Source organism: Moraxella sp. CTOTU48841 (assembly GCF_032061225.1).
Lineage (GTDB): Bacteria > Pseudomonadota > Gammaproteobacteria > Pseudomonadales > Moraxellaceae > Faucicola > Faucicola cinerea.
Genome location: NZ_DAMBFQ010000006.1, coordinates 102,660 through 129,646 on the forward strand (window position 1 = coordinate 102,660; position 26,987 = coordinate 129,646).

Consider the following 26,987-nt stretch of genomic DNA (forward strand, 5'->3'; position numbering starts at 1 on the left):
ACGTTAAAAAAATGGATTATTCTAAAAAATTGTTAGTTCAAAATTTACCATAAAAAACCCCAGTTAAAAAACTGGGGTTATATTTTTTTAAAGCCAATAATTAAAAGGTTACGGCATGGTTTTCACCCATGTTTTCTGCGGTTTTCCCTTCTTGGACAGCCGCTGATACCATCTTAAACATATCCACCACCGTATTACCGCTTAGCCAATACTGCGCACCGTTACATTCAATACAAAGCACTTGCACGTTAGGATCTTCTTTACCTTTTTCATAGAACGCCGCATAAATTGGGCTCCAAAGCTCATCTAGTTTGGCTTTGTCATTAACCAGCTTAGCCGTACCGTTGATAGATACAAAGTCTTTTTGGTCGCTTGAGGTATAAGATAAGTTGACTTGTGGATTTTTTTCCAAGTCTTTAATAGTTTCTGATTTGCGATCGCCGATGAACCAAATTTTACCATTTTCTAATTCATTTTTATTGGTGGTCATTGGGCACGCATGTAAATGTTTTTCGTCTGCAGTAATAGTGGTCATCATTGCATATTTGACGCCTTTAATCACTTTATTAATATTTTCAATATGTTGCGCTTTGGTGAGATCTGCCATGAGAATATCCTTGTTATTATATGGTTATTATACGTCTCAAATTTAATACTAAAAAATTTATTGCTAACTGGTTAAGAATTTATTTTAAAACTCGGTTAAAGTCATTAACTTGGACGATAATATCGGCTTTTGTTGTTTAAGTCTGTCTAAAAGCTGCAAATAATTGGTATAAAACCGTTAACGATGTTATCGCAAGGTAACGCAATTGAAAGGCACTTTAGAAAAAACACAGGGTGAAATGACAGTCTATCTCCACCAAGACAAGTGATACGCCCGTGGGTTTAATGCTATAATAGCCACAAATTTTTCTGTTATTTTCCCAACTTTTCCCGAAGCAAGCGGAACTTTCTATGACTATCATCGCTGGATACCCATTTTTAACCGATTTTCAAACCACCAAACTGCTAAATTCCCTTAGCCAAAAAACCAATCTCAAAATCACTCACTTAAAAAGCCAGCAAGTTTATATTTTTTCTAAAGATTTGGCAGAACACGATTATAAGAAAGCGGTAGATTTGCTCAATCACGGTGACGAAATCGCGCTCAATCAAGCAAGCCAACATGAAAACCAAGGTGAGAATCAAAATGAAAACCAAGAGGCGCTACAAATCATTGTCAGCCCACGTTTTGGTACGATTAGCCCTTGGGCAAGTAAAGCGACGGATATTTTTAACAATTGTGAGATAGCGATTGAGCGTGTTGAGCGCTTGGTGGTGTATACGCTCATAGGCAAAAATTTGCCTGAAAAGCTCCCGCATGATATCGAGATGATGTTGTACGACCGCATGACCCAAAGCCTATTTTATGACTTGGCAAAGGCTCAGCACTTATTCGATGACCACGAGCCAGCACCGCTCAACCATGTCGATGTGATGGGCAAAGGGCGTGAGGCGTTAGAGTCGGCGAACCGTGAGTTTGGGTTTGCGTTATCGAGCCAAGATATTGATTACTTAATGGATGCTTACGTTAATGCGCTGAAGCGCAATCCGACCGATGTTGAGCTCATGATGTTTGCCCAAGCCAACTCGGAGCATTGCCGCCACAAGATTTTTAATGCTCAATGGACGATTGATGGCGAAGTACAGCCAAAATCCCTATTTGGCATGATTAAAAATACCTTCGAGCAAAATCCCAACGATATTTTATCGGCGTATAAAGACAATGCCGCAGTGGTAAAAGGACATGAAGGACAGCGTTTTTATCCGCTATTAAATAGCGACAACAATCATTTAGCATACGATTTTCATCAAGAGCCGATTGATATTTTGATGAAAGTCGAAACTCACAATCACCCAACGGCGATTGCACCCTATGCAGGCGCGGCAACAGGCTCTGGCGGGGAAATCCGTGACGAGGGCGCGACAGGTCGTGGTGGTAAACCCAAAGCAGGCTTGGCAGGATTCCATGTGTCGCATTTGCAGCTGCCTGATATGCCAGAAAAATGGGAGCACAGCGGGAAAATCTCCACGGCTGACTACGGCAAGCCAGCGCGTATGGCGTCCGCATTAGAAATCATGACCCAAGCACCGCTTGGTAGTGCGGCGTTTTCCAATGAATTTGGTCGTCCAAATCTGGTCGGTTATTTTCGCTCATTCCAATTGGATACCTCAAAAGACCAAGATGGCAGCCAAATGCGGGGCTATCACAAACCTATTATGATTGCCGGCGGTTACGGTAATATCAAACGCAATTTGGTAGAAAAAAATCCGATTCAACAAGGCGATTTGCTGATTGTGCTAGGCGGTCCTGCCATGCAAATCGGCTTGGGCGGTGGCGCGGCAAGTTCGGTGGATAGTGGTGAGCTTGATGAAGGCTTGGATTTTGCATCAGTGCAACGTGACAATGCCGAGATGGAACGCCGCTGTCAAGAAGTCATTGACCGCTGTTGGGCGATGGCAGGCAACCAGCCAAATGAAGATAATAATCCGATTGTGTCGATTCATGACGTGGGGGCAGGTGGTTTGTCAAACGCCATGCCTGAGCTTGTGAATGACCATGAACTTGGTGCGGTGTTAAACTTGCGTAAAGTGCCGTCGCTTGAGCATGGCATGTCGCCAATGGCGATTTGGTCAAATGAAGCCCAAGAGCGTTACGTATTGGCAATCCGTCCACAGAGCCGTGAGCTATTTGATAGTATCTGTGAGCGCGAGCGTTGCCCGTATGCGATTTTGGGTGAAGCGACTGACGTGCGTGAGTTGGTGGTTAATGACCCACTACTGAACACCAAAGGCGACCAACAACCGGTCGATATGCCCCTACAAGTGCTACTTGGTGGCACGCCAAAAATGCAGCGTAGCTTTAGCCGTAGTACGCCAGATTTGACAGCGTTAAACCTTGATAAAGTCGATTTGGCTGAAGCAGTCAAAGACGTGCTGCGTCACCCCACAGTTGCCAGCAAATCTTTCTTAATTAGCATTGGCGATCGTTCCATCACGGGTATGGTAGTACGTGACCAATATGTTGGACGTTACCAAGTGCCAGTGGCGGACTGTGCTGTTACCGCTTCTGCTCTCCTTCCTATCGATGGCAAACCGATGACAGGCGAGGCCATGAGTATGGGCGAGCGTACCCCGGTGGCTTTGATTAATCCTGCTGCATCTGCGCGCCTTGCTGTTGCTGAAGCCATTACCAATATCGCAGGGGCAAATATCGCCAAGCTATCAGACATTACCTTGTCGGCGAACTGGATGGCAGCCTGTGGGGAGGACAAAGAAGACCAAGCCTTGTTTGATGCGGTGTATGCCGTGGGCGAAGCGCTTTGTCCGGCACTTGGTATTGCCATTCCTGTGGGTAAAGACAGCTTGTCGATGCGGGCGAATTGGTCAGATGAGCAAGCAAACAAATCTGTGGTGTCACCCATGTCGCTCATTATCACTGCCTTTGCCCCTGTGCAAGATGTCACCAAAACCTTAACCCCAGAATTGCTAACCAGCTCAGCGCTTGGCGAAACCGCTTTTTATCGTTTAGACTTATCAAAAGGTCAGTTCCGCTTGGGTGGCTCAATCCTTGCCCAAACCCTAAGCCAACTGGGTGATACTTGCCCAGATTTGGATAATCCGCAAGATTTAATCAACTTTTTTGACTTTATCCAGCAAGCCAACAACCAAGGCTTAATCACCGCATATCATGACATTGGTGATGGCGGTTTGCTTGCCACCATTGCTGAGATGCAATTCACCAGTCGTCAAGGCGTAAAATTGGTGTTAACTGATGACAATTTGCTCGGTCAATTGTTTGCTGAGGAACTCGGTGCGGTGATTCAAGTCAAAACCCATCAAGTGGCTCAATTGCTAGCGCTTGCCGAAACCACAGGCGTTAGTGAGCTATTAAGCTTAATTGGTCAAAGTACCGATGAAGACAGTTTACTCATCCAAACAGCCACGCAAAATTTACGTTTTGAGCGTAGCGAGCTTGAGCAGGAATGGAGCAAAGTGGGCTACCATATCGCCAAAAACCGTGACAACCCCGAATGCGTACAACAGGCCTTTGATTTGATTGGTGATAAATCCCATCAAGGCTTAATCGCCCAAGCCAATTATGATCTCAACCAAGCGATTGAAGCCCCCTATATCAATAGCCGCAGCACACAGCCTAAAGTCGCCATTTTGCGTGAGCAAGGCGTAAATGGTCAGCTAGAAATGGCAGCAGGCTTTAAACGCGCAGGACTAGAAGCTGTCGATGTGCATATGAGTGACTTGCTTAAAGGGCGTGTCAACTTGCGTGACTTTGATGGGCTCGTGGCTTGCGGCGGCTTTAGTTATGGCGATGTGCTTGGCGCTGGCGCTGGATGGGCAAAATCGGTACTGTTCCATGATGAATTACGCATGCAATTTGTGCGATTCTTTAACCGACCAGAAACCTTCTAGCTTGGCGTATGTAACGGTTGTCAGATGATGAGCCAGCTTAAAGACTTGATACCTGGCGCAGAGAATTTCCCCCGTTTTATCGCCAATAAATCGGCACGGTTTGAAGCGCGCACGGTGAATGTGAAAATTGAACGTACCAAGTCGGTGCTGTTAAAAGGCATGCAAGAGAGCATTCTACCGATTGCGGTGGCACATGGCGAAGGCTTTGCGACGTTGAGCGATACCGATATCGCAGGGATGAGCGCACATGGGCAAATTGTGATGCGTTATGTGGACAGTCTTGGCACAGCAACCGAGCATTATCCGCTCAATCCAAATGGCTCACCGCAAGGGGTGACAGGGATTTGTAGCACCGATGGGCGTGTGACCTTGATGATGCCACACCCAGAGCGCAACTTAATGGCATATAACCACAGCTGGAAGCCTGAAGCTTGGGACAATGACGGGGCGTGGATGCGGATGTTTAGAAATGCTCGGGCATTTTTAAGATAAAAGTTAAGATAAAAGTTAACATAGTTGATTTTTTTATAAAAGGATGGCAAAAGCTGTCCTTTTTTAATGCCCCAACCTAACCCGACTAAGGCAATAAAGGCTGTCACGATAAAAGCCTGGGCTCGGTCAAACACTAGCAACAATTTACAAACAATACACGATAACAAGGGAAAGGTATATGTTATAATAACTTAATCCTAAATAGACTAAGTTAAGTTTCATTAACAATGTTTTGTAAGCCCACACAGTTCTTATAATATATCGAGGAAAATTTCATGAATAGCAAACTTTTAGCCACTACCGCTATCGCAGCGTTGTTAGCCACACAATTTGCCAATGCAGAATTGGTTATCTCGCAAAACGGTGAAACGCAAAAAGTTGGTGAAACCGCGGCTCAACCTGCAGCGGTCACAAAAGCCCCTAAAACCGCCAAAGTAGAAAAAGTTAAGCCAAGCAACAGCACCAGCTACAAACTAGACCCAAACCACGCCAATGTACGTTTTGCGATTGACCACTTCGGTACAACGACCAACCAAGGTGGTTTTTACGGCTTAACCGGTGACATGGAATACAACCCTGCCAAGCGTATGGGTAGCATCAATGTTGATATTCCTGTCAATAGTCTTGACACCGGTAACGAACATTTTACCAACCATTTAAAATCAGCTGAATTCTTCAACGCTGAAAAATACCCAACGGCTAATTTTAAATCCACCAAATTTCATTTCAAAAATGGCAAAGTAACGAAAGTTGACGGTAACTTGACGCTATTGGGCAAAACCAACCCAGTCAGCTTAAAAGCCACTAAATTTAATTGCTACAACAGCCCAATGCTAAAAAATGCGCAAGTATGTGGCGGTGATTTTGAGACTACCATTGACCGCACCAAATGGGGCATGGATACCTATGTCAAAATGGGTTTTGCTAAAGACGTCAAACTCAATATCCAAGTTGAAGCGGTACAACAATAAGCTTGCTTAGCGTTACCCAAAAGCCAATGTTAACACATTGGCTTTTTTACGTTTCTACGATAGATAATTTCACAAATGCTGAACTTTGCCAACACTCTTTGCACAGCTTGATGCAATTGATAAGTTAAAATGTTCAAACCGATGCAACTTTTAACGACTCATAATAAGGAAAGTTCATGACAGATAAAACTAACAACTTAGGGACACTTGCCAAACTTGCAGGCGTGGCAACCACTGCCATTTTGACCAAAAAAGTCTTGGCTAAAACTTTCAGCTTAGGCGCAAAAGCAGTAAGCAAAGAAATCGTCAAATCTGATTCAATCAACTATAAACTCGACCCGATGCACACCAATGTGCGATTTAGCATTGACCATTTTGGTACCTCAACCAATTATGGTGGGTTTTATGGCTTGGAAGGCGACATGGTATTTGACCCCGACAATCAAACAGGGCAAATCAACCTGGATATTCCGTTGGAAAAATTGCAAACAGGTCATAAAGCGTTTGATGAACACTTAAAAAGTAAAGACTTTTTTAATGCAGATAAATATCCAACTGCCCACTTTACCTCTACCAAATTTATCTTTAAAAAGGGTAAATTACACCAAATTAAAGGCAATTTAACTTTGCTCAAAAAAACTCGCCCTATTACGTTGACAGCGAGCAAATTTAATAGCTATCCAAGTCCGTTACTCATGGCATATGTGTACGGTGGTGATTTTGAAACCACGATTGACCGTACCGATTGGGGGATTGATGGTTATGTCAAAATGGGTGTGAGTAAAAAGGTGAAATTAGTCATTCAAATTGAAGCTGCCCAGCAATAATTTTTTAGCGAATGATGTAAGTAATCAAAAAGATCAGCGTTGGCTGGTCTTTTTTTATGGCACGCGATTGCAAATTTTTAACTATTCAATTTTTAGCTATTCGATATTTAACTATTCTAAGCCGCTAAGCCGGCTTTAATAAGTCTGCGGTTTGATACAAAACCATACAGCACTATACAAAACGTAAATTTACAGTATACGCACATAGCTTCATAATTTTCAAAAACCTAGACATCGCTTTATTTAATTTATTTTTGAGGAAAACTTATGAAACCATTCAATACCACAGTAAAAAACACCTTATTAGCCGCAGCGTTGGTGGTAGGTTCTGCCAATCTGACCGGTTGTGGTTATAACTCTATGCAAGCGCAAGATGAGCAAATCAACGCTTCATGGTCAGAAGTAGTCAACCAGTATCAGCGCCGTGCTGACTTGATTCCAAACTTAGTTAAAGTCGTTGAGCGTTATGCCCAGCACGAACAAGCGACCTTAACCCAGGTCACACAAGCGCGTTCACAAGCGACGACTATCAATGTGAGTGCTGATGTACTCAATGACCCAGCAGCTTTTCAACGCTATCAACAAGCGCAAGATCAATTGGGCAGTGCGTTATCGCGCTTAATGGCAGTGTCAGAGCGCTATCCTGATCTAAAAGCGGACAAACAATTCCAAGAGTTACAAGCACAGCTTGAAGGCACCGAAAACCGCATTACCGTGGCACGTGGTCGTTATATCCAAGATGTTCAAACTTATAACACTACCGTACGCCAATTCCCAACCAATGTCACCGCAAAAGTGTTTGGTATGCATACCCGTCCAAACTTTACCGTGGCCAATGAGGCGCAAATCTCCACTGCACCAACCGTTGATTTCGGCAATACCAATACCGCAAATGCGGGCGGTCAGCCAGTGCAAAACAATGGGAACACGGCCAATGCCGGTGGTCAGCCTGTAAATAATTCGGCTACCGCGACAGCGAAACCTTAATTCACCATTGTTAACTGTATAGTTAAAGTTTGAGAGTTAAGAAGATTTTTTTAAATAGTCTGCCATCAGTCGGTGGCAGGCTCATTAGATAAGATTTGCATCAATTGTCAGACTAATTTTTTAATTTTTTAAAATAGTTGTTGAGTTGACTACATCATAATAAAAAAATTGCATACTTTGAGGAAACACAGGTGTCATTGAATATTGCACAGACACAGCCCAATTTACAGCGCTCGCATAAACAGCCGAAAAAATTGGTGTCTCGTTTGTTAGCCAAGCGATTGGTAGTAAGTACTTTTACTGCACTGACCATCGGCATTGGGCTGGCAATGCCTATGGCAGCCGTCGCAGAAACTGCCACAGCGACAGCCAATTCCGCAACCGTTACCGCTAAGCCCACATTACAAGATCATAGTGTTGAGGACATGGTTGCGATTGCCAAAACCGCACAAACCAATGAAGCGCTCAATGATGCTGTACTCAATAATGATGCAATTAAAGAGCCGTTAGGCAATGATGCACTGCCGGTACCAGGGGTCAATACTCAAGCAACTGGCAATCAGGCAACAGCTACCGCCAATGCCCAGACAACCACGACTACCACATCCAAGCAATCAACCCAAGCCCCTGTAGCAGCTGATAAGCTAATCCTAAATAACCCTGTCATTGATGAAGCAAAAATTCTATCTGCCAGTGATAAACAGGCGATTGAAACCAAACTGCGTAGTCTTAATGACCGCGGCTTAGCGCAAGCAGCCGTGGTCATTGTACCAACCACCAATGGCGAGGATATTTTTGACTATTCAATGAAAGTTGCTGATCGCTGGAAACTGGGCAAAAAAGACACCGATCAGGGGCTGTTGATGGTTGTTGCCGTCAATGACCGTAAAATGTATATTTTAACAGGCTATGGACTTGAAGGTACCATTCCTGATGCCGTCGCTAAACGTATTATTAGCGACGATATAACCCCAAGATTTAAACAAGGCGATTATGCCGGGGGTATCACAGCGGGAATTAATCGCATTGAAGAGCGCTTGACGACCGATCCTGCTATTTTAAAGCAAGCGGATGCCAATCGAGTCAATACCAATACCAATGCCCAGTCAAATCAAGAGGGCGGCATACCGCTTATCTTCCTAGGCTTTTTTGGCTTTGTGGCTGGCATGATTTTGACCAGTATATTAGGGCGGTTTTTTGGTTCTATCGCTACCGCAGGTGGCATTGTAACGCTTGGTACAATCTTTGGTGCAGGGTTACTGGGCAGTATGTTTGTGGCATTTATTGTCTTTTTATTTTTGCTATTTCGTGGTGGTGGTCGCGGTGGCAGAGGCGGCGGTGGAGTTGTTTTCCTACCGGGTGGCGGCTTTGGCGGTGGTGGATTTGGTGGTGGCGGCTTTGGCGGTGGTGGATTTAGTGGCGGCGGTGGCGGCTTTGGCGGCGGCGGCGCTGGGGGCGATTGGTAATCAATAGTCGGCTAGTTATTAAAAAATTATTGAAAAAATTGTGTTAACTTTACCCCTTATCATCAACTATATACTTCATTATTTTTTATGGAATTTTCATGAGCACAAATGACCCAATAACTGCAACGAATGGTGCCAACGAAGAAACCATTGCTTACACCTCACCGATGGCGACAGTGACTTCCACTGTGCCAAGTTGGGCTAGATGGTGGCGTCAAGTTGCGTTTATACCTAGCCTGCACAATCGCTGGTTAACGCCTACTGCCCAACAACAGCTAAATCAAGCAATTACCGAAGCTGAGCAAGGGCATCGCGGCGAAGTGGTGCTAGTGATTGAGAATCATTTGCCTATTTCGTCCGCACGGCTACAAAACAGCCGAGACAGAGCAATCGAAGTTTTTGGGGATTATCGCGTCTGGGATACGCAGGATAATACTGGGGTATTGGTGTATCTTAATATCTGTGAGCGGCGCCTGGAGATTGTCGCGGATAGAGGCATCAATAGCCATGTGATGCCAACCATGTGGCAAGCGATGTGCGACAAGGCTATCGAAGGTATTAAAGATAATCGACACATTGATAGCTTGGTTGCGCTATTGGGCGATGTCGGACAATTGCTTCGTCAATATTACCAATTGGACAATGACCCAAGCGGCAACGAAATCGCTGACAAGATGATTTTTATAAAGTAGTTTTAAACTTAATTAGCATATTGCAATGATGCAATCCTACCAAAAGCGATGTCACCCATCGCTTTTTTTTAACTGCTCAGCTTTTATTGCTAAACTTTTAATGCCCAACAGTAAACGGGTAAACTTCAAAATTTGGTATCAAAAATTATTAAGCATTATCTTTTTGGCGCTAAAAAATTGCGTTAAGGCTCGACAAAAGAATCGACAAATTTTGCTAGGCGAAATGATAAAATTTTACATATAATGAAACCGACATACCGCCACTCAGCTTGTTAGACAATTAGACCAGTCGTCATGTTGGCGATAAATCATTACTTATAAAAATTTTGAGGGAATCCCATGCCAACGCTCACCAATAATATTGCTGATAGTATCGGTCAATTTTATCTCGGTCAAGACGTGTACCCAGAGCCTACACAAGGTCAAGCAACCCTATATGATGCAGCTGACTTAACAACCCATGCGGTGATTATCGGGATGACGGGCTCGGGTAAGACGGGTTTGGGGATTAGCTTATTGGAAGAAGCCGCGCTGGATAATATTCCGGTGATTGCGATTGACCCCAAAGGTGACTTGGGCAATTTGGCATTGACGTTCCCAAATTTGGCAGCCAGTGACTTTGAGCCGTGGATTGATAGCGGCATGGCAAGTCAAGCAGGTATGAGTGTGGCAGAGTTTGCCAAGCAAACCGCAGAAAACTGGCAACAAGGGCTTGGCAACAGTTTTCAAACCCCGGAGCGTGTGCAAGCACTCAAAGCCGCCAATCGTGTCAGTGTCTATACCCCAGGTAGCGAGAATGGCTTACCGATTGCACTACTTGGCAATCTCGTCCCACCGCCCGATAGTGTCAAACAAGATAGCGAAGGTTATGCTGAGTATATCGATGCGACAGTGTCGGCACTATTGGTGCTATTAAAAGTCGATGGGGATAACCTTGCCCCAGAGCATGTGTTTTTGGCACAGCTACTCAAAAATGCCTGGGACAATAACCAAACTTTAACCTTGGTGGATTTGATTACCCAAATCCAAACGCCACCGTTTGACAAAATCGGTATCCTGCCGCTGTCACAAGTATTTGCGGATAAAGACCGTAGCGCACTGGCGATGAAGCTCAATACGCTTTTGGCATCATCGAGTTTTGCCAGCTGGCTCAAAGGCATGCCGCTGGATGCTGGCGCACTGTTTTATGATAAAAATGGCAAAGCGCAAACCAGTGTGCTCAATATTGCCCATCTATCCGATGATGAGCGTTTATTTTTTGTCACCTTGTTACTCACCAATTTATTGGGCTGGATGCGCCGTCAGCAAGGCACCTCAACCTTGCGGGCAATTTTGTACATGGATGAAGTGTTTGGCTATCTACCGCCGATTGGCAATCCACCGACCAAAGTATTGCTGTTGACCCTACTAAAACAAGCGCGTGCATTTGGTTTGGGGATTGTATTATCGACCCAAAATCCAGTGGATTTGGACTACAAAGCCTTATCCAATGCGGGTACTTGGTTTATCGGACGGTTGCAGACTGCCCAAGACCGTGAACGGGTGATGGATGGCTTGCTCTCTGCCAGCGGCAGCAGTGGACTGGACAAAGCGGCGCTTAATGCGTGGTTTGATAAACTCGGTAAACGCCAATTTTTGCTGCACAATGTGCATGACGCCAGCCCTGTGATTTTTAGCACCCGCTTCACGCTCAACTACCTATCAGGACCGCTTAGCAAACAAGCCATAGCACAGCTCAAAGCCAATAGCCAAGCCGCTGCTCCTACCGATCCAGCGCAAGCTCAAGCCACCACGCCTGCCATCAATCCATTAGCAAGCACCATAAGTCAGCCGCCCGCCTTGCCCAAAGATGTGGGCTTGTATTACGCACCCAAAGACATGGCGGGCGATGGGCAAACCTTCTATGAGCCTACTGCCTTTGCCTATGCGCGGGTATTTTTTAATGACAAAAAATCAGGCGCCCAAAGTCAGCAGCAGCTATTATTAACCACAGCATTTGGTGAGCCGCCGTTGGTGGTAGATTGGCATCAAGCGATTTTAAGTGATTTGACCTTTGAGCAATTACAATCGTCACCGCACCAACCCGCTGTGCTCAAACAACTGCCTACCCAAGCGCTCGACAAGGCATCATGGAAAACTTGGGAAAAAGCGGTGAAAGAAGCCATCCGTCAGCAGCAAGTGTTAAATTTGTGGTATGTCGATAGTTTAAAGCTGTATAGCGAAGTGGCAGAGAGCGAAGACGCCTTCCGCAATCGGCTCATCGTACCGCTGCATGAGCAGCGTGATATCGCCATTGCCCAGCTGCGTGATAGCTTTGCTAAAAAACAAGATGCGCTAGCCAAAAAACTGCAAGCCGCCAATGAAAAATACCAACAACAAGCCGCCGAGTCGAGCAAAGGCTGGCTGGATGCAGGGGTCAGTATTGGTTCTGCGGTCTTAGGCGCATTTATGGGTCGCAAAGCGTTGTCACAGACCAATATCAATAACGTCAAACGTGCCATGAACTCGGTGGGCGATATTAATGCCAACAAACAAACCGTCGCAGAGCTTGATGCGATTCGTCAGCAGCTGCAGCAGGAGTTAGATAGCATTGCGCAGCAGTTACAAAGCCAAATCGACGCCTTAGCAAGCACGTATGATGCTCAATCAATAGCACTTGATACTGTACAGATTGCCCCAACAGCGAAGGATATCACGGTGTTGTTGGTCGGCGTGTTGTATCAGCCGCTATAAACAGACGCAATGTAAACCTTTTGACCCCATCAAATTTCGCGGAATGCGGTATGACTCCAACGTCTGAATACGAACAGCAAGCCCAATATTTTCTTGCCAATATCTATGCCAGGGGCAATGGCATCGCTGCCGATGCCCATCATACTTAGGGTATCTACTTGATGGCTTTTGATAGCCTATTTTTGTTATCAAGCCTTTCTTATTCAACCTTTCATTGGGCGCTTTTTAACAGCCATTGCTTTATTTTTCGCCAACTGCACCAATTATAATGCCTATGCGCCAAATGTAGCCAAAATGAGATACGCTGCGCCTAGGATGCGTTCACGAATTTGTAGGATGATTGACCTATAATGACAACACATTAAAAGGAAAAAGCATGACACCCGTAGATATTATTACTAGTAAAGAAATGAGCGATATTGCACAAATTGTCAAACTTCATGATATTGATGTTCCCTTAGTCGCTGTGTATTGCGGCTCTCGCAAAGGCAATGACCCTGTCTATGTCCAATCGGCGCATGAACTGGGCAAGGCATTGGTTGAAGCAGGATTAGGTCTGGTGTATGGCGGTGCGGTGATTGGCTGTATGGGCGCGGTTGCCGATGGTGTGATTGAAAAAAACGGCATTGCTGTGGGCGTGATTCCTGAGTTTATGATGGATCGAGAAGTGGCGCATGGCGGGCTGACGCGTTTGCATTTGACCGATACCATGCATACCCGTAAAGCCATCATGGCAGAGTACGCCAGTGCCTTTATCACCTTGCCAGGTGGGCTTGGCACGCTTGAGGAAATCATGGAAATTGCCACTTGGCGACAGCTATATCAACATGAAAAACCGATGATTATTCTCAATATCAATGGTTTTTATGACAAATTGGTTGAACATCTACACTTTACCGCTGAGCAAGGTTTTATGAAGCCAGAAGATTTACAGCGACTAATCGTTTGTAATACTGTCGCCGATGCCATTGAACTACTCAAACCGATTGTTAACATGCCGGACACGCTGAATGTGAATAAAATCTAACCCTGTGAGTAGCAAAAAAAGACCTCAGTTAAAGGTCTTTTTTTGTATCTTTTTTTTATCAATGTTATCTAGTCGAAAATCTTACCACGATTCATAATCCCATTGGGGTCAAAGACTTGCTTGATGGCGCGCAAATAATCAATTTCTTCATCAGGACGGGTGTAATTAAGGTATGGCTTTTTGGTCATCCCCACGCCATGCTCCGCTGAGATAGAGCCGTTGTATTTTTGCACCGTTTCAAACACGTACTTGTTGACCACTTGGCATTTTTCAAAAAATTCGTCTTTGCTAAGGTTTTCTGGTTTTAAAATATTTAAGTGTAAATTACCATCGCCGATATGCCCAAACCAGCACACTTGAAAATCCGGATAGTTTTGGCTAACAATGGCATCGATATCCGCGATAAACTCTGGCACACGGCTGATGAGCACGGAGATGTCATTTTTGTACGGGGTAAATACCGAGATGGTTTCAGAGATATACTCACGCAGTTTCCATAGCTCTTGGGCTTGGTGAATCGATTGGCTCATCACCCCATCAAGCACCCAGCCTTCGCTCATACAGTCTTCAAAAATCTGCATCGCCATGTCCATAATCGGCTCGTAGGGCGCTTCAAATTCTAGTAGCGCATAAAACGGCGCATCGGTTTCAAACGGTTTTTGCACATGCCCTGTGGCAAGTAATTTATCAACGGCGACATCATCAAAAAATTCAAACGCGGTCAAATCCATTTTGCTTTGAAACGCGGCTAAGATTTGCATGATATTGGCAAACTCTGGCACACCAAGCACCATGACGGTTAGGTTTTTTGGCTGACGCTCTAGCTTGACTTGCACTTCAGTGACAATGCCTAAGGTGCCTTCTGCTCCGATAAACAAATGACGCAAATCATAACCTGTGGCATTTTTTATCATGCCCTTATTGAGGTGCAAAATATCGCCTTTACCTGTTACCACGGTCATGCCCAAAATCCAGTTGCGGGTCATGCCGTATTTGATGACCTTGATACCGCCGGCATTGGTGCCAATATTGCCGCCAAGCTGGCTTGAACCGGCTGATGCAAAGTCCACGGGATAGTATAAGCCTTGACTGTCAGCAAAGTCTTGCAGCGCTTTGGTGACGATACCGGCCTCCACTTCCACCATGCGATCGGCAGGGTAGAAGGCAAGCACTTTGTTCATTTTATCAAGGCTAATCACTACCTCGCCATTGGCGGCAACGGCACCTGCGGATAACCCCGTCCGTCCACCGCTTGGGGTAATGACGATGTTAAGCGCATTACATAGCTTGACGATGGCTTGCACTTGCTGGGTGGATTTTGGGAAGACAATGGCACTGGCATTGGGTTCAAAGTGCTTGGTCCAATCTTTGCCCCAAAAGCCCAAACTGTCCGCGTCGGTTTTGATTTGGTGTTCGTCAAATCCTTGCTGGCGTAGTTGTTCAATGAGCGTATTGATGGCGGTCTGATTAGCAGTCATGGTGTGGCTTTTACCCATATGTTTATACAGATTGAAAAGGTTTTTGAGGCTCTATCATAGCATAACTAACGGCATAAATTTTGACAAAAACACTGGCGATTGATGAAGAATTTTTTACCCATAAGACAAAAAAATCATGCCATCTTGCTGGAATTTCGCCACAAAAAACCCAGCAAGTGTGATAGGATAATTGACTAAAAATACTGACTAGGGGTTTGTTATGGCACAAAATCTATCACTTGAGAAAGACAAAATCCGCTTTTTGATGCTTGAAGGCTTGCATGACAATGCCTTTAAAGTGCTGTCAGAGGCGGGCTATCACAATGTTGAGAACATCAAAACCGCCTTAGACCCTGAAGAGCTTAGCGAAAAAATCAAAGACGCCCATTTTATCGGCATTCGTTCTCGCACCCATTTGACCCGCGATATTTTAGAAAAAGCCGAAAAGCTCATCGCCATTGGCTGTTTTTGTATTGGCACCAACCAAGTGGATTTGGAAGCTGCCCGTGAACTGGGTATCCCTGTCTTTAATGCCCCTTACTCTAACACCCGCTCTGTGGCAGAATTGGTACTTGCCGAAATCATCATGCTGATGCGCGGTATCCCTGAAAAAAACGCAGTGGTACACCGTGGCGGCTGGAACAAATCTGCCAAAGACAGCTATGAAGTGCGCGGCAAAACTTTAGGTATCGTGGGTTATGGCTCTATTGGTACTCAGCTGTCAGTACTTGCTGAAAGCCTTGGGATGAAAGTCATCTATCATGATGTGGTCACCAAATTGCCACTGGGCAACGCGACCCAAGTGGGAAGCCTAGAAGAATTGCTTGGTAAAGCCGATGTGGTCACCTTGCATGTGCCAGATTTGCCAAGTACGCGTAACATGATTACCGCCACAGAATTGGCTGCCATGAAGCCAGGCGCGCATCTTATTAATGCGGCGCGTGGCAAATGTGTGGATATCGATGCGCTAGCAGCAGCCCTGCAAAGTGGTCATATCTTGGGCGCGGCGATTGACGTGTTCCCCAAAGAGCCAAAATCAGCGGATGAAGAATTTGAATCACCACTGCGCGCATTTGACAATGTGATTTTGACACCGCATATCGGTGGCTCAACCCAAGAAGCCCAAGCCAATATCGGTCTTGAAGTGGCAGAAAAATTTGTGCGTTACTCTGATATGGGTGATACCGCAACCTCTGTGAACTTCCCAAATGTTAGTATGCCGCAAAAAGAAGGCACGCATCGTTTGCTACATATTCACCAAAACGTGCCTGGCGTGTTATCACAAATTAACAAATCCTTTGCCGATGCCAATATCAATATCTTTGCGCAAAGCCTGATGACGGAAGAAGATGTGGGCTATTTGGTGATGGATGTGGGTAGCGGCGATTCTGCGCAAGCGGTTGAAGCACTCAAAAATATCCCAGAAACCATTCGGGTGCGGGTGTTGTTTTAATTGAAAATGCTTAAATTTTTTGAAATAGAGAAACCAGCTAATTAAGCTGGTTTTCAATATTTATTATGCTAACTTTCTAAGAATATATTGGAATTCTTGATATTCTACGGTATCACTAAAAGCTTGTAAAATCGTGTCTAGGTTTTCCCTGTCCATAATTTTAATTGGAATATTGGCTGAGCTTGGGTCAAAAGTAAAGCTTATCATATCAATTTTAGCTTTGCGTTTATTGCATAGCGTTGGATTGTTTAAATTAAGAATAGTAATTGCCTGTTCGGCTCTAGTAGATTTACTTTCAAGCTCGCCTGCAAGATTAATTTTAATTTCAATATCACATTCAATCATCAAGGGGTTTAAATCTAATTCTTGATTTCCTTTTGCATTGTCGCATTGCTTGGGTGTTTTACAAGAAAGTAGCAGATTATTATAGTCGTAAGTGAGTGCGGGATATAAATTCCTACTTTTTACATGCTCAATAGTTACTTGAGTTTCCAATGCTTGACAACAATAACAACATAAATTCTTCTGCTCAGGTCTTAATTGTTCCCGTAGCATTTCATAGCCATCTTTATAATCTTTCCCTAAAGTCCAACCGTTAGGTTTTTCATTTTTGACCCAATCTTCAACTTGAACAGGCATAGAAAGTTTTTTATTAATGAATTGCATTGTTTAACTCACTTTATTTCGAGTAAGTTTTGCTTGGGCAAGCATCAATCTCACTTTTAGCAATTCGGTATTACTGGATGATACTTTTTTCGCTATGTTATTGATTTGGCTTTCCGCACTTTCCAGTTCTTTATGGCTAATCGCTCGGCGAATGTCATTAAATGCCTTGTCAATTTCGGGCGTACGAGCGGGTACGTCAAAAATATCATTGAGCAAGGTATTCGCATCTTCGCCATAGACATTCGGCATTTGCTGAAGTTCGCCATTGTCGAGCGAATAGACCAAAATATCCTGTCTGTCGCTAACGATAAGCGGTGAGTGTGTGGTTAGAATAAATTGGACTTTGGGAAAGGTTTTGACAAGCTTGTCGATAAGGTCGTGTTGCCATTTTGGGTGGAGGTGTAAATCGACTTCGTCAATCATGACAACGCCTTCGCCGTGTAGTGGGTCGTCAAGGCTTGGGTTAAGAATGGCTAATCGTCTAGCGATGTCGCCAACGAGAGCGAGTAGGGATTTTTCGCCTTGAGAAAGTTGGTTTACGTCCAGTTCTTCACCGTCTTTTTCAACTATCATGGTGGGCGTGCCTTGACGGCGTATGCGTGGATTTCTAAATCCTGTAAATTCTTCAATTGATTTTTTAACTCTTAACAAAGTCTCAACAGCTATACTTTCTCTAGTCGAAATATGTTTAACTGAATTTAAATAGTCTATTTTTTCCTGATTAATTTCTGTGAGCCTTTCTAATTTTTCCATTAAATTATTCAAGCTTGAGCCTAGTTCTGTATTAACTAATTTACTATAAAAAGAATTTTCATCTTTCATAGAATTATAAATATTTTCGATTTCATTTTTTTCAGCAATAAGAGTATTCAATCTTTCAATGTATTCACTCTCAGTTAATATTACATTTGCTTTTATTTCATTTTCAATATCTTCTTGTTGTCGAAACCACTTAAAAAAATCATAAAAATCAATTCCAGCACTATCAACACAAGCATGATAGGCATCGAATCGATTAAATTGACTAGATAGAATATCTGCTTGCGAATTTCCAATTATTGAACGTTCAACAGGATAAAAGACAATTAAAGGCAAAGATAAATCAGAAATATGAGAGTTTTTATCTCTGAAAGACTTAATCACCTTATTTAACTCTTTCGTATAACTTGGAAATTTACCATTCTTACCATCTCTTACTTTATTTGTATTCCAGCGAGTAATCTCCAATAAACCCGCTTGATTTATAAAGTTATTTGCGTCAAAGTCAAAATTAATAATGATATTAGCTTCATCTGTATTGTTTTTAATTAATTTATTATCAATTTCGAAACCACTCATTTCATTGCGAATACCATTCACAAACCAACTTAGCCCAGTCGCCAACGCTTGCAGAATTTGCGATTTACCCGCTCCATTATTCCCCACAATCACCGTTACATTACTCACTCTATTCTCAGTCGGGGCAAAATCCACCGTCAAATTCTCAAATCTGCCATAATTTTGTAACTGTAATTGTTTGATTTTCATCATATTTCCCATTATCAAAAACGATTAAAAAACCCCACTCAAATTGCTTGAGTAGGGTTAATATAGCATAAATTATTAGCCAGAAATCGCTAACTATTTCGCAATCTTTTTATACTTCATGCGTTTTGGTTCGGCATCCGCGCCCAACTGTTTTTTGCGATACGCTTCAAACTCAGAATAGTTACCATCAAACCAAATCGGACCTTCATCCTCAAATGCCAAAATATGGGTGGCAATACGGTCTAAGAACCAGCGGTCATGCGACACCACCATCACTGTACCAGGGAACACTTCCACCGCATCTTCAAGCGCGCGCAACGTCTCAACATCAAGGTCGTTTGATGGCTCATCGAGTAACAGCACGTTTGCCCCTTGCTTTAAGGTTTTGGCAAGTTGCAGACGGTTACGCTCACCACCCGACAGGCTGCCGACCAGTTTTTGTTGGTCTTGACCTTTAAAGTTAAAGCGTCCGATATAGGCACGGCTAGGCGTGGTGTATTCGCCCACGGTAATCATATCAAGACCGTCGGAGACTTCTTCCCACACAGTTTTTTTGTCGTCCAGCTCATCACGCACCTGTCCCACATACGCCACTTTTACCGATTCACCGACTTCAACTGTGCCTGTATCTGGCTTGTCTTTGCCTGTAATCATGTTGAACAAGGTTGTTTTACCTGCACCGTTGGGTCCGATAATCCCCACAATTGCCATCGGTGGCACAGTGAAGGATAGGTTTTCGTATAGCAAACGGTCACCAAATGATTTTGAGATATTGTTGACTTCAATCACTTTGTTGCCAAGACGTGGTCCTGGTGGAATGTAAATTTCAGCGGTTTCGTTACGTTGTTGGAACTCTTTGGAGTTTAATTCCTCAAAGCGTTGCAAGCGAGATTTTGATTTGGCTTGCTGACCTTTTTGGTTTTTACGCACCCATTCAAGCTCTTGTTTCAGCGCTTTGGCAAAGGCTTCTTCTTGTTTTTGCTCTTGCTCTAGGCGTTTATTTTTTTGCTCAAGCCACTCGGTGTAGTTACCTTGGTAAGGGTAGCCATAGCCACGGTCCAGCTCCAAAATCCACTCGGCAACATTGTCAAGGAAATAGCGGTCATGGGTAATCGCTACAATGGTGCCTGAATAATCTTTTAAGAAATGCTCAAGCCAAGCGACTGATTCGGCGTCCAAGTGGTTTGTTGGTTCGTCCAGTAGTAGCATGTCGGGTTTGGATAGCAATAGACGGCACAGGGCGACGCGGCGCTTTTCACCACCCGATAATTTGCTCACGTCGGCATCCCACGCCGGTAGGCGCAGCGCATCGGCGGCTTTTTCTAACTGGTTGTTGAGGTTATGGGCGTCCCATGCTTGGATGATGTCTTCCATTTTGCCTTGTTCGGCGGCAAGTTTGTCAAAGTCGGCATCGGGTAGGGCATATTCGCCGTAGATTTCATCAAGGCGTGCCAATGCGTCTAAGGCTTCACGTACGCCGTCTTCCACATTGCCACGCACGTCTTTAGCAGGGTCTAGCTGCGGTTCTTGGGCAAGGTAGCCAATCTTGATACCTGCTTGCGCACGCGCTTCACCGTTATACTCGGTGTCCACGCCTGCCATGATTTTAAGCAAGGTTGATTTACCGGCACCGTTGAGACCCAGCACACCGATTTTTGCACCTGGGAAAAAAGACAGGCTGATGTCTTTTAGAATTTCCCGTTTGGGTGGAACAATTTTTGATACCTTGTTCATGGTATAAATATATTGAGCCATGTTTTTCCTGTTTAAGTTAGCTAATAGCAAGTGAAGGTAAGGCGTATCATACACGCCAAAAAATTTGAAAAATGGTAAGATTTAACCGCTTATTATCGCATTGTTAACAGGGTGGGGCAAGGTAAAAGCCTTGTGAAAAATCATTTGCAAACCCCATACCGAATAGGCAAAAACTTTTACAAGTCATGGACAGTGGTTGTGCTACTATCAAACGGCAAATAACTAAGTCACAGATAGCATAATAGACAAAAAAATACACAAGGAGACAACCATGTCGGATTTACAATTATCGATTCACCATAACCAGCAGTCCCAGCGTTTTGAAACAACTGTCGATGGCACTACTGCTTACATTAGCTATGTGGATAATGGTGATGTCATCGTATATGACCATACCATTGTGCCAGACGCGATTGGCGGGCGCGGCATTGCAGGGGCGTTGACCAAACACGCGCTAGACTATGCCCGCAAACAAGATAAAAAAGTCGTCCCAGCCTGCTCTTACGTGGCAAGCTACCTGCAAAAGCACCCTGAATATAGTGACTTAAAAATACAGTGATTTAAAAGCTTAAACTTTTATCAATGGGTCAATACGCCAATAAAAAAACCACATAGGTTGATGTGGTTTTTTTATAGTTAGGGTTTGCTCATTATTTTTTCTTGGTAGGTCCAAGTAGCATACCCATTTGGCGACCTTCAACTTTTGGTTGTTGTTCAACATTGGCAACATCGGTTGTATCGGCAATGACTTTTTCAAGCTGCTGCAAGCCAATTTGTTGGTGAGCCATCTCACGACCACGGAAACGAATGGTGACTTTGACTTTGTCTTGGTCTTCCAAAAACTCACGGATTTTACGAAGTTTGACTTGATAGTCGGCTTCTTCCGTACCAGGACGCAATTTGATTTCTTTAAGCTGCGTTTGTTTTTGGTTCTTTTTGGCTTCTTTGGCTTTTTGTTTTTGGTCGTACAGATATTTTCTGTAGTCCATCACTTTGGCAACAGGAGGCTGAGCGTCTGGTACTATCTCGACCAAATCCAACTCAGCATCACGGGCGGCCTGCAAAGCCGTTTTTATATCCACAACACCAACTTGTTCGCCGTCTTCTTTGACTAAGCGTACCTCTTTGGCACGAATTTCCTCGTTGATGTCTAATCGGTTTGAACTCTTAATAATACTTACTCCTACGCTGTTTTTGATTTGACGCGCCCTTTTTGGGCGGTCGCTTGGTTAACCAAGTCGATAAAGGCATCGATACTCATCACGCCAAGATTGTCACCTTCGCGAGTACGGACGTTAACTTGGTTGCTTTCTACTTCTTTATCACCCATGACAATCATATAAGGAATACGTTCAAGGGTGCGTTCTCTAATTTTAAAGCCAATTTTCTCATTACGCAAATCGGTGATGACACGAAGTCCGGCTTGATTCAATTGTTCGGCGACTTTTTGACAGGCTGGCGCTTGGTTGTCGGTAATATTCATCACCACAACTTGCTGCGGTGCAAGCCAGACTGGCATCCAGCCGGCGTAATGCTCAATGAGCATACCGATAAAGCGTTCAAATGACCCCAAAATCGCACGGTGGAGCATTACAGGGCGCTCACGTTCGCCTTGCTCATTGACAAACTCTGCACCTAATCGTTCTGGCAGGTTAAAGTCAAGCTGCAGTGTACCGCATTGCCATACCCGGCCAAGACAGTCTTTAAGGCTAAACTCGATTTTGGGTCCATAAAATGCGCCTTCCCCTGGCAGATACTGCCAATCAAGCCCTGCATTATCCAATGCGTCCGCTAAGTCTTTTTCTGCCAAGTCCCACAGTTCGTCAGCACCGACCCGTTTTTCTGGGCGAGTCGAGAGTTTCATTTGCACGTCATCAAAACCAAAGTCTTTATACACATCAAGGGTAAGCTTGATAAAGTCTTGGGCTTCTTGTTTGATTTGCGCATTACTACAAAAAATATGGGCGTCATCTTGGGTAAAGCCACGCACCCGCATGATGCCATGAAGTGAACCTGACGGCTCATTACGGTGGCATGAGCCAAACTCAGCAAGACGCAATGGCAAGTCACGGTAGGATTTTAACCCTTGATTAAACACTTGCACATGACACGGGCAGTTCATCGGCTTGATGGCATAGTCGCGTTTTTCACTGTGGGTGGTGAACATCATGTCGCCATAATTTTCCCAGTGACCTGATTTTTCCCACAGGCTTCTATCGACGATTTGCGGGGTTTTGATTTCAAGATAGCCGTTATCTTTTTGTACTTTGCGCATATACTGCTCAAGTACTTGCCACATCGTCCAGCCATTGGGATGCCAAAACACCATACCAGGCGCTTCTTCTTGCATGTGAAATAGGTCTAACGCTTTACCGATTTTACGATGGTCGCGTTTTTCCGCTTCTTCGATGCGCTGGATATAAGCTTTTAGGTCTTTTTTATCTGCCCAAGCGGTACCGTAAATACGTTGAAGCTGCTCATTCTTGGCATCACCGCGCCAGTAGGCACCACTCATTTTGGTGAGTTTAAAAGCTTTTAAGAAACGGGTATTGGGCACGTGTGGTCCACGGCACATATCAACATATTCTTGGTGATAGTACAAACCCATTTGAGTTTCATTCGGCATATCTTCGATAAGACGTAATTTATAAGTCTCGCCACGGTCTTGGAATACTTTGATAACCTCGTCACGCGGTGTCATTTTTTTGATAACATCGTAATCTTGGTTAATCAATTGCGTCATGCGCGCTTCGATTTTTTCCATGTCTTCTGGCGTAAACGGGCGCTCGCTGTAGATATCGTAATAAAAACCCTCTTCAATCACAGGACCGATAACCATTTTCACCTCAGGATACAGCTGTTTGACAGCATGACCCAGTAAGTGAGCGGTCGAGTGGCGAATGATTTCCACACCTTCCTCGTCTTTTGGCGTGATGATTTGAACGCTGGCGTCTTCGGTAATCGGGTCACACGCATCAACTAATTTGCCGTTGACACGTCCTGCAACGGTGGCTTTGGCAAGCCCTGCGCCGATGCTTTGCGCCACTTCCATGACTGACGTTTGTCCATCAAATTGTTTAATATCGCCGTTTGGTAAGGTAATGGCTACCATAATTGCTCCTGTTGTCCTTTGGCAGTGATGACCGTTACTATCGGTCATGTAACCGTGAGAGATGGGAATAAAAAAAGGGAAAAACTCTGCCCATCCAAACTTACCGTGTCTAGATAGGCATTACAATCCCATGAATTCGTCGCTTTGCAAAAAGCGTAAACAAGATATTATAGCAAATTGCGGTGATGAAACCAACTTGCTGATTGAATTGCTTGCAGTTATGGCAGAAAATGAGGCAGCTCATGATATCCGTGTAAAATGCAATAGACGACAGCCAATGCTTGGTATCTACAATTTGACTGGGTGTCTTTAATTTGCCTGGGTGTCTTGACACTAAGCTGTTTGTCTTTACACCCACAAGTTACAGGAATAATCTAGATTGCCGGTGACAAAACTTATATAACTACAGAATAGTGAGTGCTATGCTTCATAACAACACGATTGATTAAGGGCATTTTTATGTCAGTTGATTTTTCCAATACATTAATTGTGGCGGTCTCTGCCACGGCATTGTTTGACCTATCGGAGTCTGAGCGGTTTTTTCAACAAGCGTTAACCGAAGATCCAGAAACGGCGATTGATAAATTTCGCAGCTATATGATTGAACGCGAAAATGACCCCTTGCAAACTGGGACGGGTTATCCGCTTATCAAAGCCTTACTCAATCTCAATCACCATTGTGCATCCAACGACAAGGGCGAGGGCATAGCTGCGCCCATGGTTGAAGTGGTGATTATGTCAAAAAACAGCCCAGATACCGGTATTCAAGTATTAAATGCGCTGCGTAGTCATGGACTACCGATTAGTCGCTCGGCATTTACCTCAGGGGAAGGGGTGGCGGATTATGTGGCAGATTTTAAGGTAGATTTGTTTTTGACCACCAATCATGACGATGCCCAACAAGTCACCGATGCAGGCGTGTGTGCCTGCGCGATTTTGGATGCGCCGCCCATTGATATGAAAGAGCTGGATACCAATCAACTACGCATTGCATTTGATGGCGATGCCGTGTTATTTGATGAAGCAGGGGAGCTATTGTCGCGCCAGCAAGGACTCAAAGCGTTTCATGATTATGAAGCCAAAATGAGTGATGTACCGATGAATAAAGGCCCGTATGCGGATTTTTTAATCAAACTCTCTAAACTACAAAAACGCCTGCCTGCTAAAATCAAACATCCACCGATTCAAATTGCATTGGTGACCGCGCGCAATGCGCCTGCTGATTTGCGCGCGATTAAGACATTACGTGATTGGGGCGTCAATGTGGATTTGGCGTTTTTTTTAGGTGGCTTAGATAAACGCCATGTACTGCAAACCTTTGCCCCGCATATTTTCTTCGATGACTCCATTCATAATTACGAATCTGCTAAAGGCGTAGTACCATCAGGGCTAGTGCCTTATAGTTCAAAATCAAAATTGTATGTCAAACAAGCTGATGCCACGACAACCCAAAACCTTGTTGAGATTCATCAAGGATAAAATTCATAGGTTTTATAAAAAACTCAATATAAAAAAATACCGCTTATCGTAAGCGGTATTTATCATTGAACATTGGATTAGTGGTCAGATGCACCTGACGCACCGATACCGGTTAATGAACGTACATACTGTGCATCAAAACCTTTTCTATCTACCTCAGCGCGTGGTGAGTTGTCAGTGATAGATGCAATCCACGCCAGAATGAAGGTCACAGGCATACTAAATAACGCCACGTTTTTGTATGGGAAAGCGGGTGATTCGTGTTTCATGATATCGACCCAAACCGCAGGTCCTAAGATAATCAGTAACACTGCGACTGCTAAGCCTGCAAACCCACCGATTACCGCACCACGAGTGGTTAGACCACGCCAGAACATCGCTAACAAAAGAATCGGGAAGTTAGCCGATGCCGCGACTGCAAATACCAAACTTGCAATGAACGCAAGGTTTTGGTTTTCAAAGATAATACCGGTCACGATTGACAATAAACTTAACGCAACTACGGTAATTTTTGATGCACGCATCTCTTCTTCAGGTCTCGCTTGACCTTTTCTGATAACACTAGCATACAAGTCATGGCTGACCGCTGAGGCGCCTGATAAAGTCAAACCTGCCACAACCGCTAGGATAGTCGCAAAAGCAACCGCCGAGATAAAGCCTAAGAATAGGTTACCACCCACGGCATGGGACAAGTGAATCGCTGCCATGTTGGCACCACCAATGAGTGCTTGTGAGCTTACGCCATCTTTAACCACTGTCGTGAAATAATCTGGATGTTCAGCTAGGATAACGATGGCACCCAAGCCAATAAGAACAATTAAGAAGAATACGTATGAGATACAGCTTGCTGCCACCAACACTGATTTACGCGCAGCTTTGGCATCTGGCACCGTAAAGAAACGCATCAATACGTGTGGTAAACCTGCTGTACCAAACAATAGACCCAAACCTAATGAGATAGATTCAACGGGATTATTAACCAATTTACCAGGCGACAAAATTGATTCGTGTTTGCTATGGGCAGCGACGGCTGACTTGAATAAATTTTCAAAACTAAAGCCAACATGGTTCATTACCATAAGGGCCATGAAAGTCGCACCTGACATCAGCAAAATAGCTTTGATAATCTGCACCCAAGTGGTGGCTAGCATACCCCCAAACAATACGTAAACCATCATTAATACACCAACGATGATAACTGCGTAAATATAATCTAATCCAAATAATAATTGAACCAATTTACCCGCACCAACCATCTGCGCAACCAAATATAGCGCAACGACGACCAACGTGCCGGATGCAGCAAAAATACGTACAGGGGTTTGAGAAAAACGATAAGATGCCACATCTGCGAAGGTAAATTTACCCAAGTTACGTAGCCGCTCAGCGATTAAGAATAAAATAATTGGCCAGCCAATCAAGAAGGCTAGCGTATAAATCATGCCATCATAACCGACGGTAAAAACCATACTCGATAACCCCAAAAAGGTTACCGCTGACATATAGTCCCCGGCAATGGCAATCCCGTTTTTGGTACCTGAGATACCGCCGCCCGCAGTATAAAAGTCGCTAGCGGTTTTGTTTTGTTTTGACGCCCAGTAAGTAATACCGAGTGTGGCCAAAACGAAAATCAAGAACATGATAATAGCTGAGATATTCAGCGGTTGTTTTTTTACTTCGCCTTCAAGGGCGCCAGCTGCCCATGCTGGCATCTGTGCCATCAGACCCATTAGCGTCAAGCTTGCGGCGGTTGAAACCTTGCCGATACGCTTGCCCAAGCCTTTATTAACAGTCACGCTGTTATACTGTTGTTGTAACATGCCACCCTCCATGGTGTCAAAACTGATGT

Annotated in this window: 18 protein-coding genes and 1 pseudogene; 11 read left to right on the forward strand and 8 right to left on the reverse strand. The window is 44.3% G+C overall.

What is annotated here, in order from left to right; all coding sequences use genetic code 11:
• Nucleotides 1-100: 100 nt before the first annotated feature.
• Complete coding sequence (locus RT034_RS07885; protein WP_313015774.1) at nt 101-607, reverse strand: pyridoxamine 5'-phosphate oxidase family protein; 507 nt, start codon at nt 605-607, stop codon at nt 101-103.
• 350 nt (nt 608-957) lie between these two features.
• Here RT034_RS07885 and purL point away from each other — a divergent pair.
• From purL to RT034_RS07925, 8 genes and pseudogenes are all read left to right on the forward strand, one after another.
• Nucleotides 958-4,965, forward strand: a pseudogene (gene purL / locus RT034_RS07890) (phosphoribosylformylglycinamidine synthase).
• 275 nt (nt 4,966-5,240) lie between these two features.
• Nucleotides 5,241-5,936 carry a YceI family protein gene (locus RT034_RS07895; protein ID WP_313015776.1) on the forward strand — a complete coding sequence of 232 codons (696 nt, stop codon included), beginning with the start codon at nt 5,241-5,243 and terminating at the stop codon, nt 5,934-5,936.
• 176 nt (nt 5,937-6,112) lie between these two features.
• Nucleotides 6,113-6,763, forward strand: coding sequence for a YceI family protein (locus tag RT034_RS07900; protein ID WP_313015778.1), 651 nt, complete (start codon nt 6,113-6,115; stop codon nt 6,761-6,763).
• 267 nt (nt 6,764-7,030) lie between these two features.
• A complete protein-coding gene (locus RT034_RS07905) occupies nt 7,031-7,750 on the forward strand; it encodes a LemA family protein (protein WP_313015780.1) in 720 nt (239 codons plus the stop codon).
• Between the two features lie 191 nt (nt 7,751-7,941).
• Nucleotides 7,942-9,216 (forward strand): TPM domain-containing protein, encoded by a 1,275-nt coding sequence (locus tag RT034_RS07910; RefSeq protein WP_313015782.1) that lies wholly within the window; start codon nt 7,942-7,944, stop codon nt 9,214-9,216.
• A gap of 98 nt (nt 9,217-9,314) precedes the next feature.
• Nucleotides 9,315-9,908: a TPM domain-containing protein gene (locus RT034_RS07915; RefSeq protein ID WP_409566341.1), complete on the forward strand. Its 594-nt coding sequence runs from the start codon at nt 9,315-9,317 to the stop codon at nt 9,906-9,908.
• Between the two features lie 339 nt (nt 9,909-10,247).
• A complete protein-coding gene (locus tag RT034_RS07920) occupies nt 10,248-12,641 on the forward strand; it encodes an ATP-binding protein (protein WP_313015784.1) in 2,394 nt (797 codons plus the stop codon).
• 409 nt (nt 12,642-13,050) lie between these two features.
• A complete protein-coding gene (locus RT034_RS07925) occupies nt 13,051-13,668 on the forward strand; it encodes an LOG family protein (RefSeq protein WP_409566345.1) in 618 nt (205 codons plus the stop codon).
• A 68-nt stretch (nt 13,669-13,736) separates the two neighbouring features.
• Here the strand turns inward: RT034_RS07925 and RT034_RS07930 are convergent, their stop codons facing one another.
• On the reverse strand, nt 13,737-15,146 hold the full coding sequence (locus RT034_RS07930; protein WP_313015789.1) for an FAD-binding oxidoreductase: 1,410 nt from the start codon (nt 15,144-15,146) through the stop codon (nt 13,737-13,739).
• Between the two features lie 220 nt (nt 15,147-15,366).
• On the opposite strand from RT034_RS07930, the gene serA reads away from it, so the two are divergent.
• Nucleotides 15,367-16,599, forward strand: coding sequence for a phosphoglycerate dehydrogenase (gene serA, locus RT034_RS07935; RefSeq protein WP_138017899.1), 1,233 nt, complete (start codon nt 15,367-15,369; stop codon nt 16,597-16,599).
• A gap of 63 nt (nt 16,600-16,662) precedes the next feature.
• Here serA and RT034_RS07940 read toward each other — a convergent pair whose 3' ends face one another.
• The 3 genes from RT034_RS07940 to ettA all read right to left on the reverse strand — a co-directional run bounded on the left by RT034_RS07940 (nt 16,663) and on the right by ettA (nt 20,547).
• Nucleotides 16,663-17,265 (reverse strand): retron system putative HNH endonuclease, encoded by a 603-nt coding sequence (locus tag RT034_RS07940; RefSeq protein ID WP_313015794.1) that lies wholly within the window; start codon nt 17,263-17,265, stop codon nt 16,663-16,665.
• Nucleotides 17,266-17,268: 3 nt separating this feature from the next.
• Nucleotides 17,269-18,792 (reverse strand): AAA family ATPase, encoded by a 1,524-nt coding sequence (locus RT034_RS07945; RefSeq protein ID WP_313015796.1) that lies wholly within the window; start codon nt 18,790-18,792, stop codon nt 17,269-17,271.
• A 93-nt stretch (nt 18,793-18,885) separates the two neighbouring features.
• Nucleotides 18,886-20,547 (reverse strand): energy-dependent translational throttle protein EttA, encoded by a 1,662-nt coding sequence (gene ettA / locus RT034_RS07950; RefSeq protein ID WP_007117348.1) that lies wholly within the window; start codon nt 20,545-20,547, stop codon nt 18,886-18,888.
• 271 nt (nt 20,548-20,818) lie between these two features.
• Between ettA and RT034_RS07955 the strand changes: the two genes are divergently transcribed.
• Nucleotides 20,819-21,106 (forward strand): GNAT family N-acetyltransferase, encoded by a 288-nt coding sequence (locus RT034_RS07955; RefSeq protein WP_313015799.1) that lies wholly within the window; start codon nt 20,819-20,821, stop codon nt 21,104-21,106.
• 91 nt (nt 21,107-21,197) lie between these two features.
• Here the strand turns inward: RT034_RS07955 and infC are convergent, their stop codons facing one another.
• Both infC and thrS read right to left on the reverse strand, forming a co-directional pair.
• Nucleotides 21,198-21,695, reverse strand: a complete 498-nt coding sequence (gene infC, locus RT034_RS07960) for a translation initiation factor IF-3 (protein ID WP_172460503.1) — start codon at nt 21,693-21,695, stop codon at nt 21,198-21,200.
• A 35-nt stretch (nt 21,696-21,730) separates the two neighbouring features.
• Nucleotides 21,731-23,659 (reverse strand): threonine--tRNA ligase, encoded by a 1,929-nt coding sequence (thrS, locus tag RT034_RS07965; RefSeq protein WP_313015802.1) that lies wholly within the window; start codon nt 23,657-23,659, stop codon nt 21,731-21,733.
• 459 nt (nt 23,660-24,118) lie between these two features.
• Here thrS and RT034_RS07970 point away from each other — a divergent pair, with 459 nt between their 5' ends.
• Nucleotides 24,119-25,138 carry a 5'-nucleotidase gene (locus tag RT034_RS07970; protein WP_313015803.1) on the forward strand — a complete coding sequence of 340 codons (1,020 nt, stop codon included), beginning with the start codon at nt 24,119-24,121 and terminating at the stop codon, nt 25,136-25,138.
• 77 nt (nt 25,139-25,215) lie between these two features.
• On the opposite strand, the gene RT034_RS07975 is transcribed toward RT034_RS07970, so the two are convergent.
• Nucleotides 25,216-26,868, reverse strand: coding sequence for a cation acetate symporter (locus RT034_RS07975; RefSeq protein WP_313015831.1), 1,653 nt, complete (start codon nt 26,866-26,868; stop codon nt 25,216-25,218).
• Between the last annotated feature and the right edge of the window lie 119 nt (nt 26,869-26,987).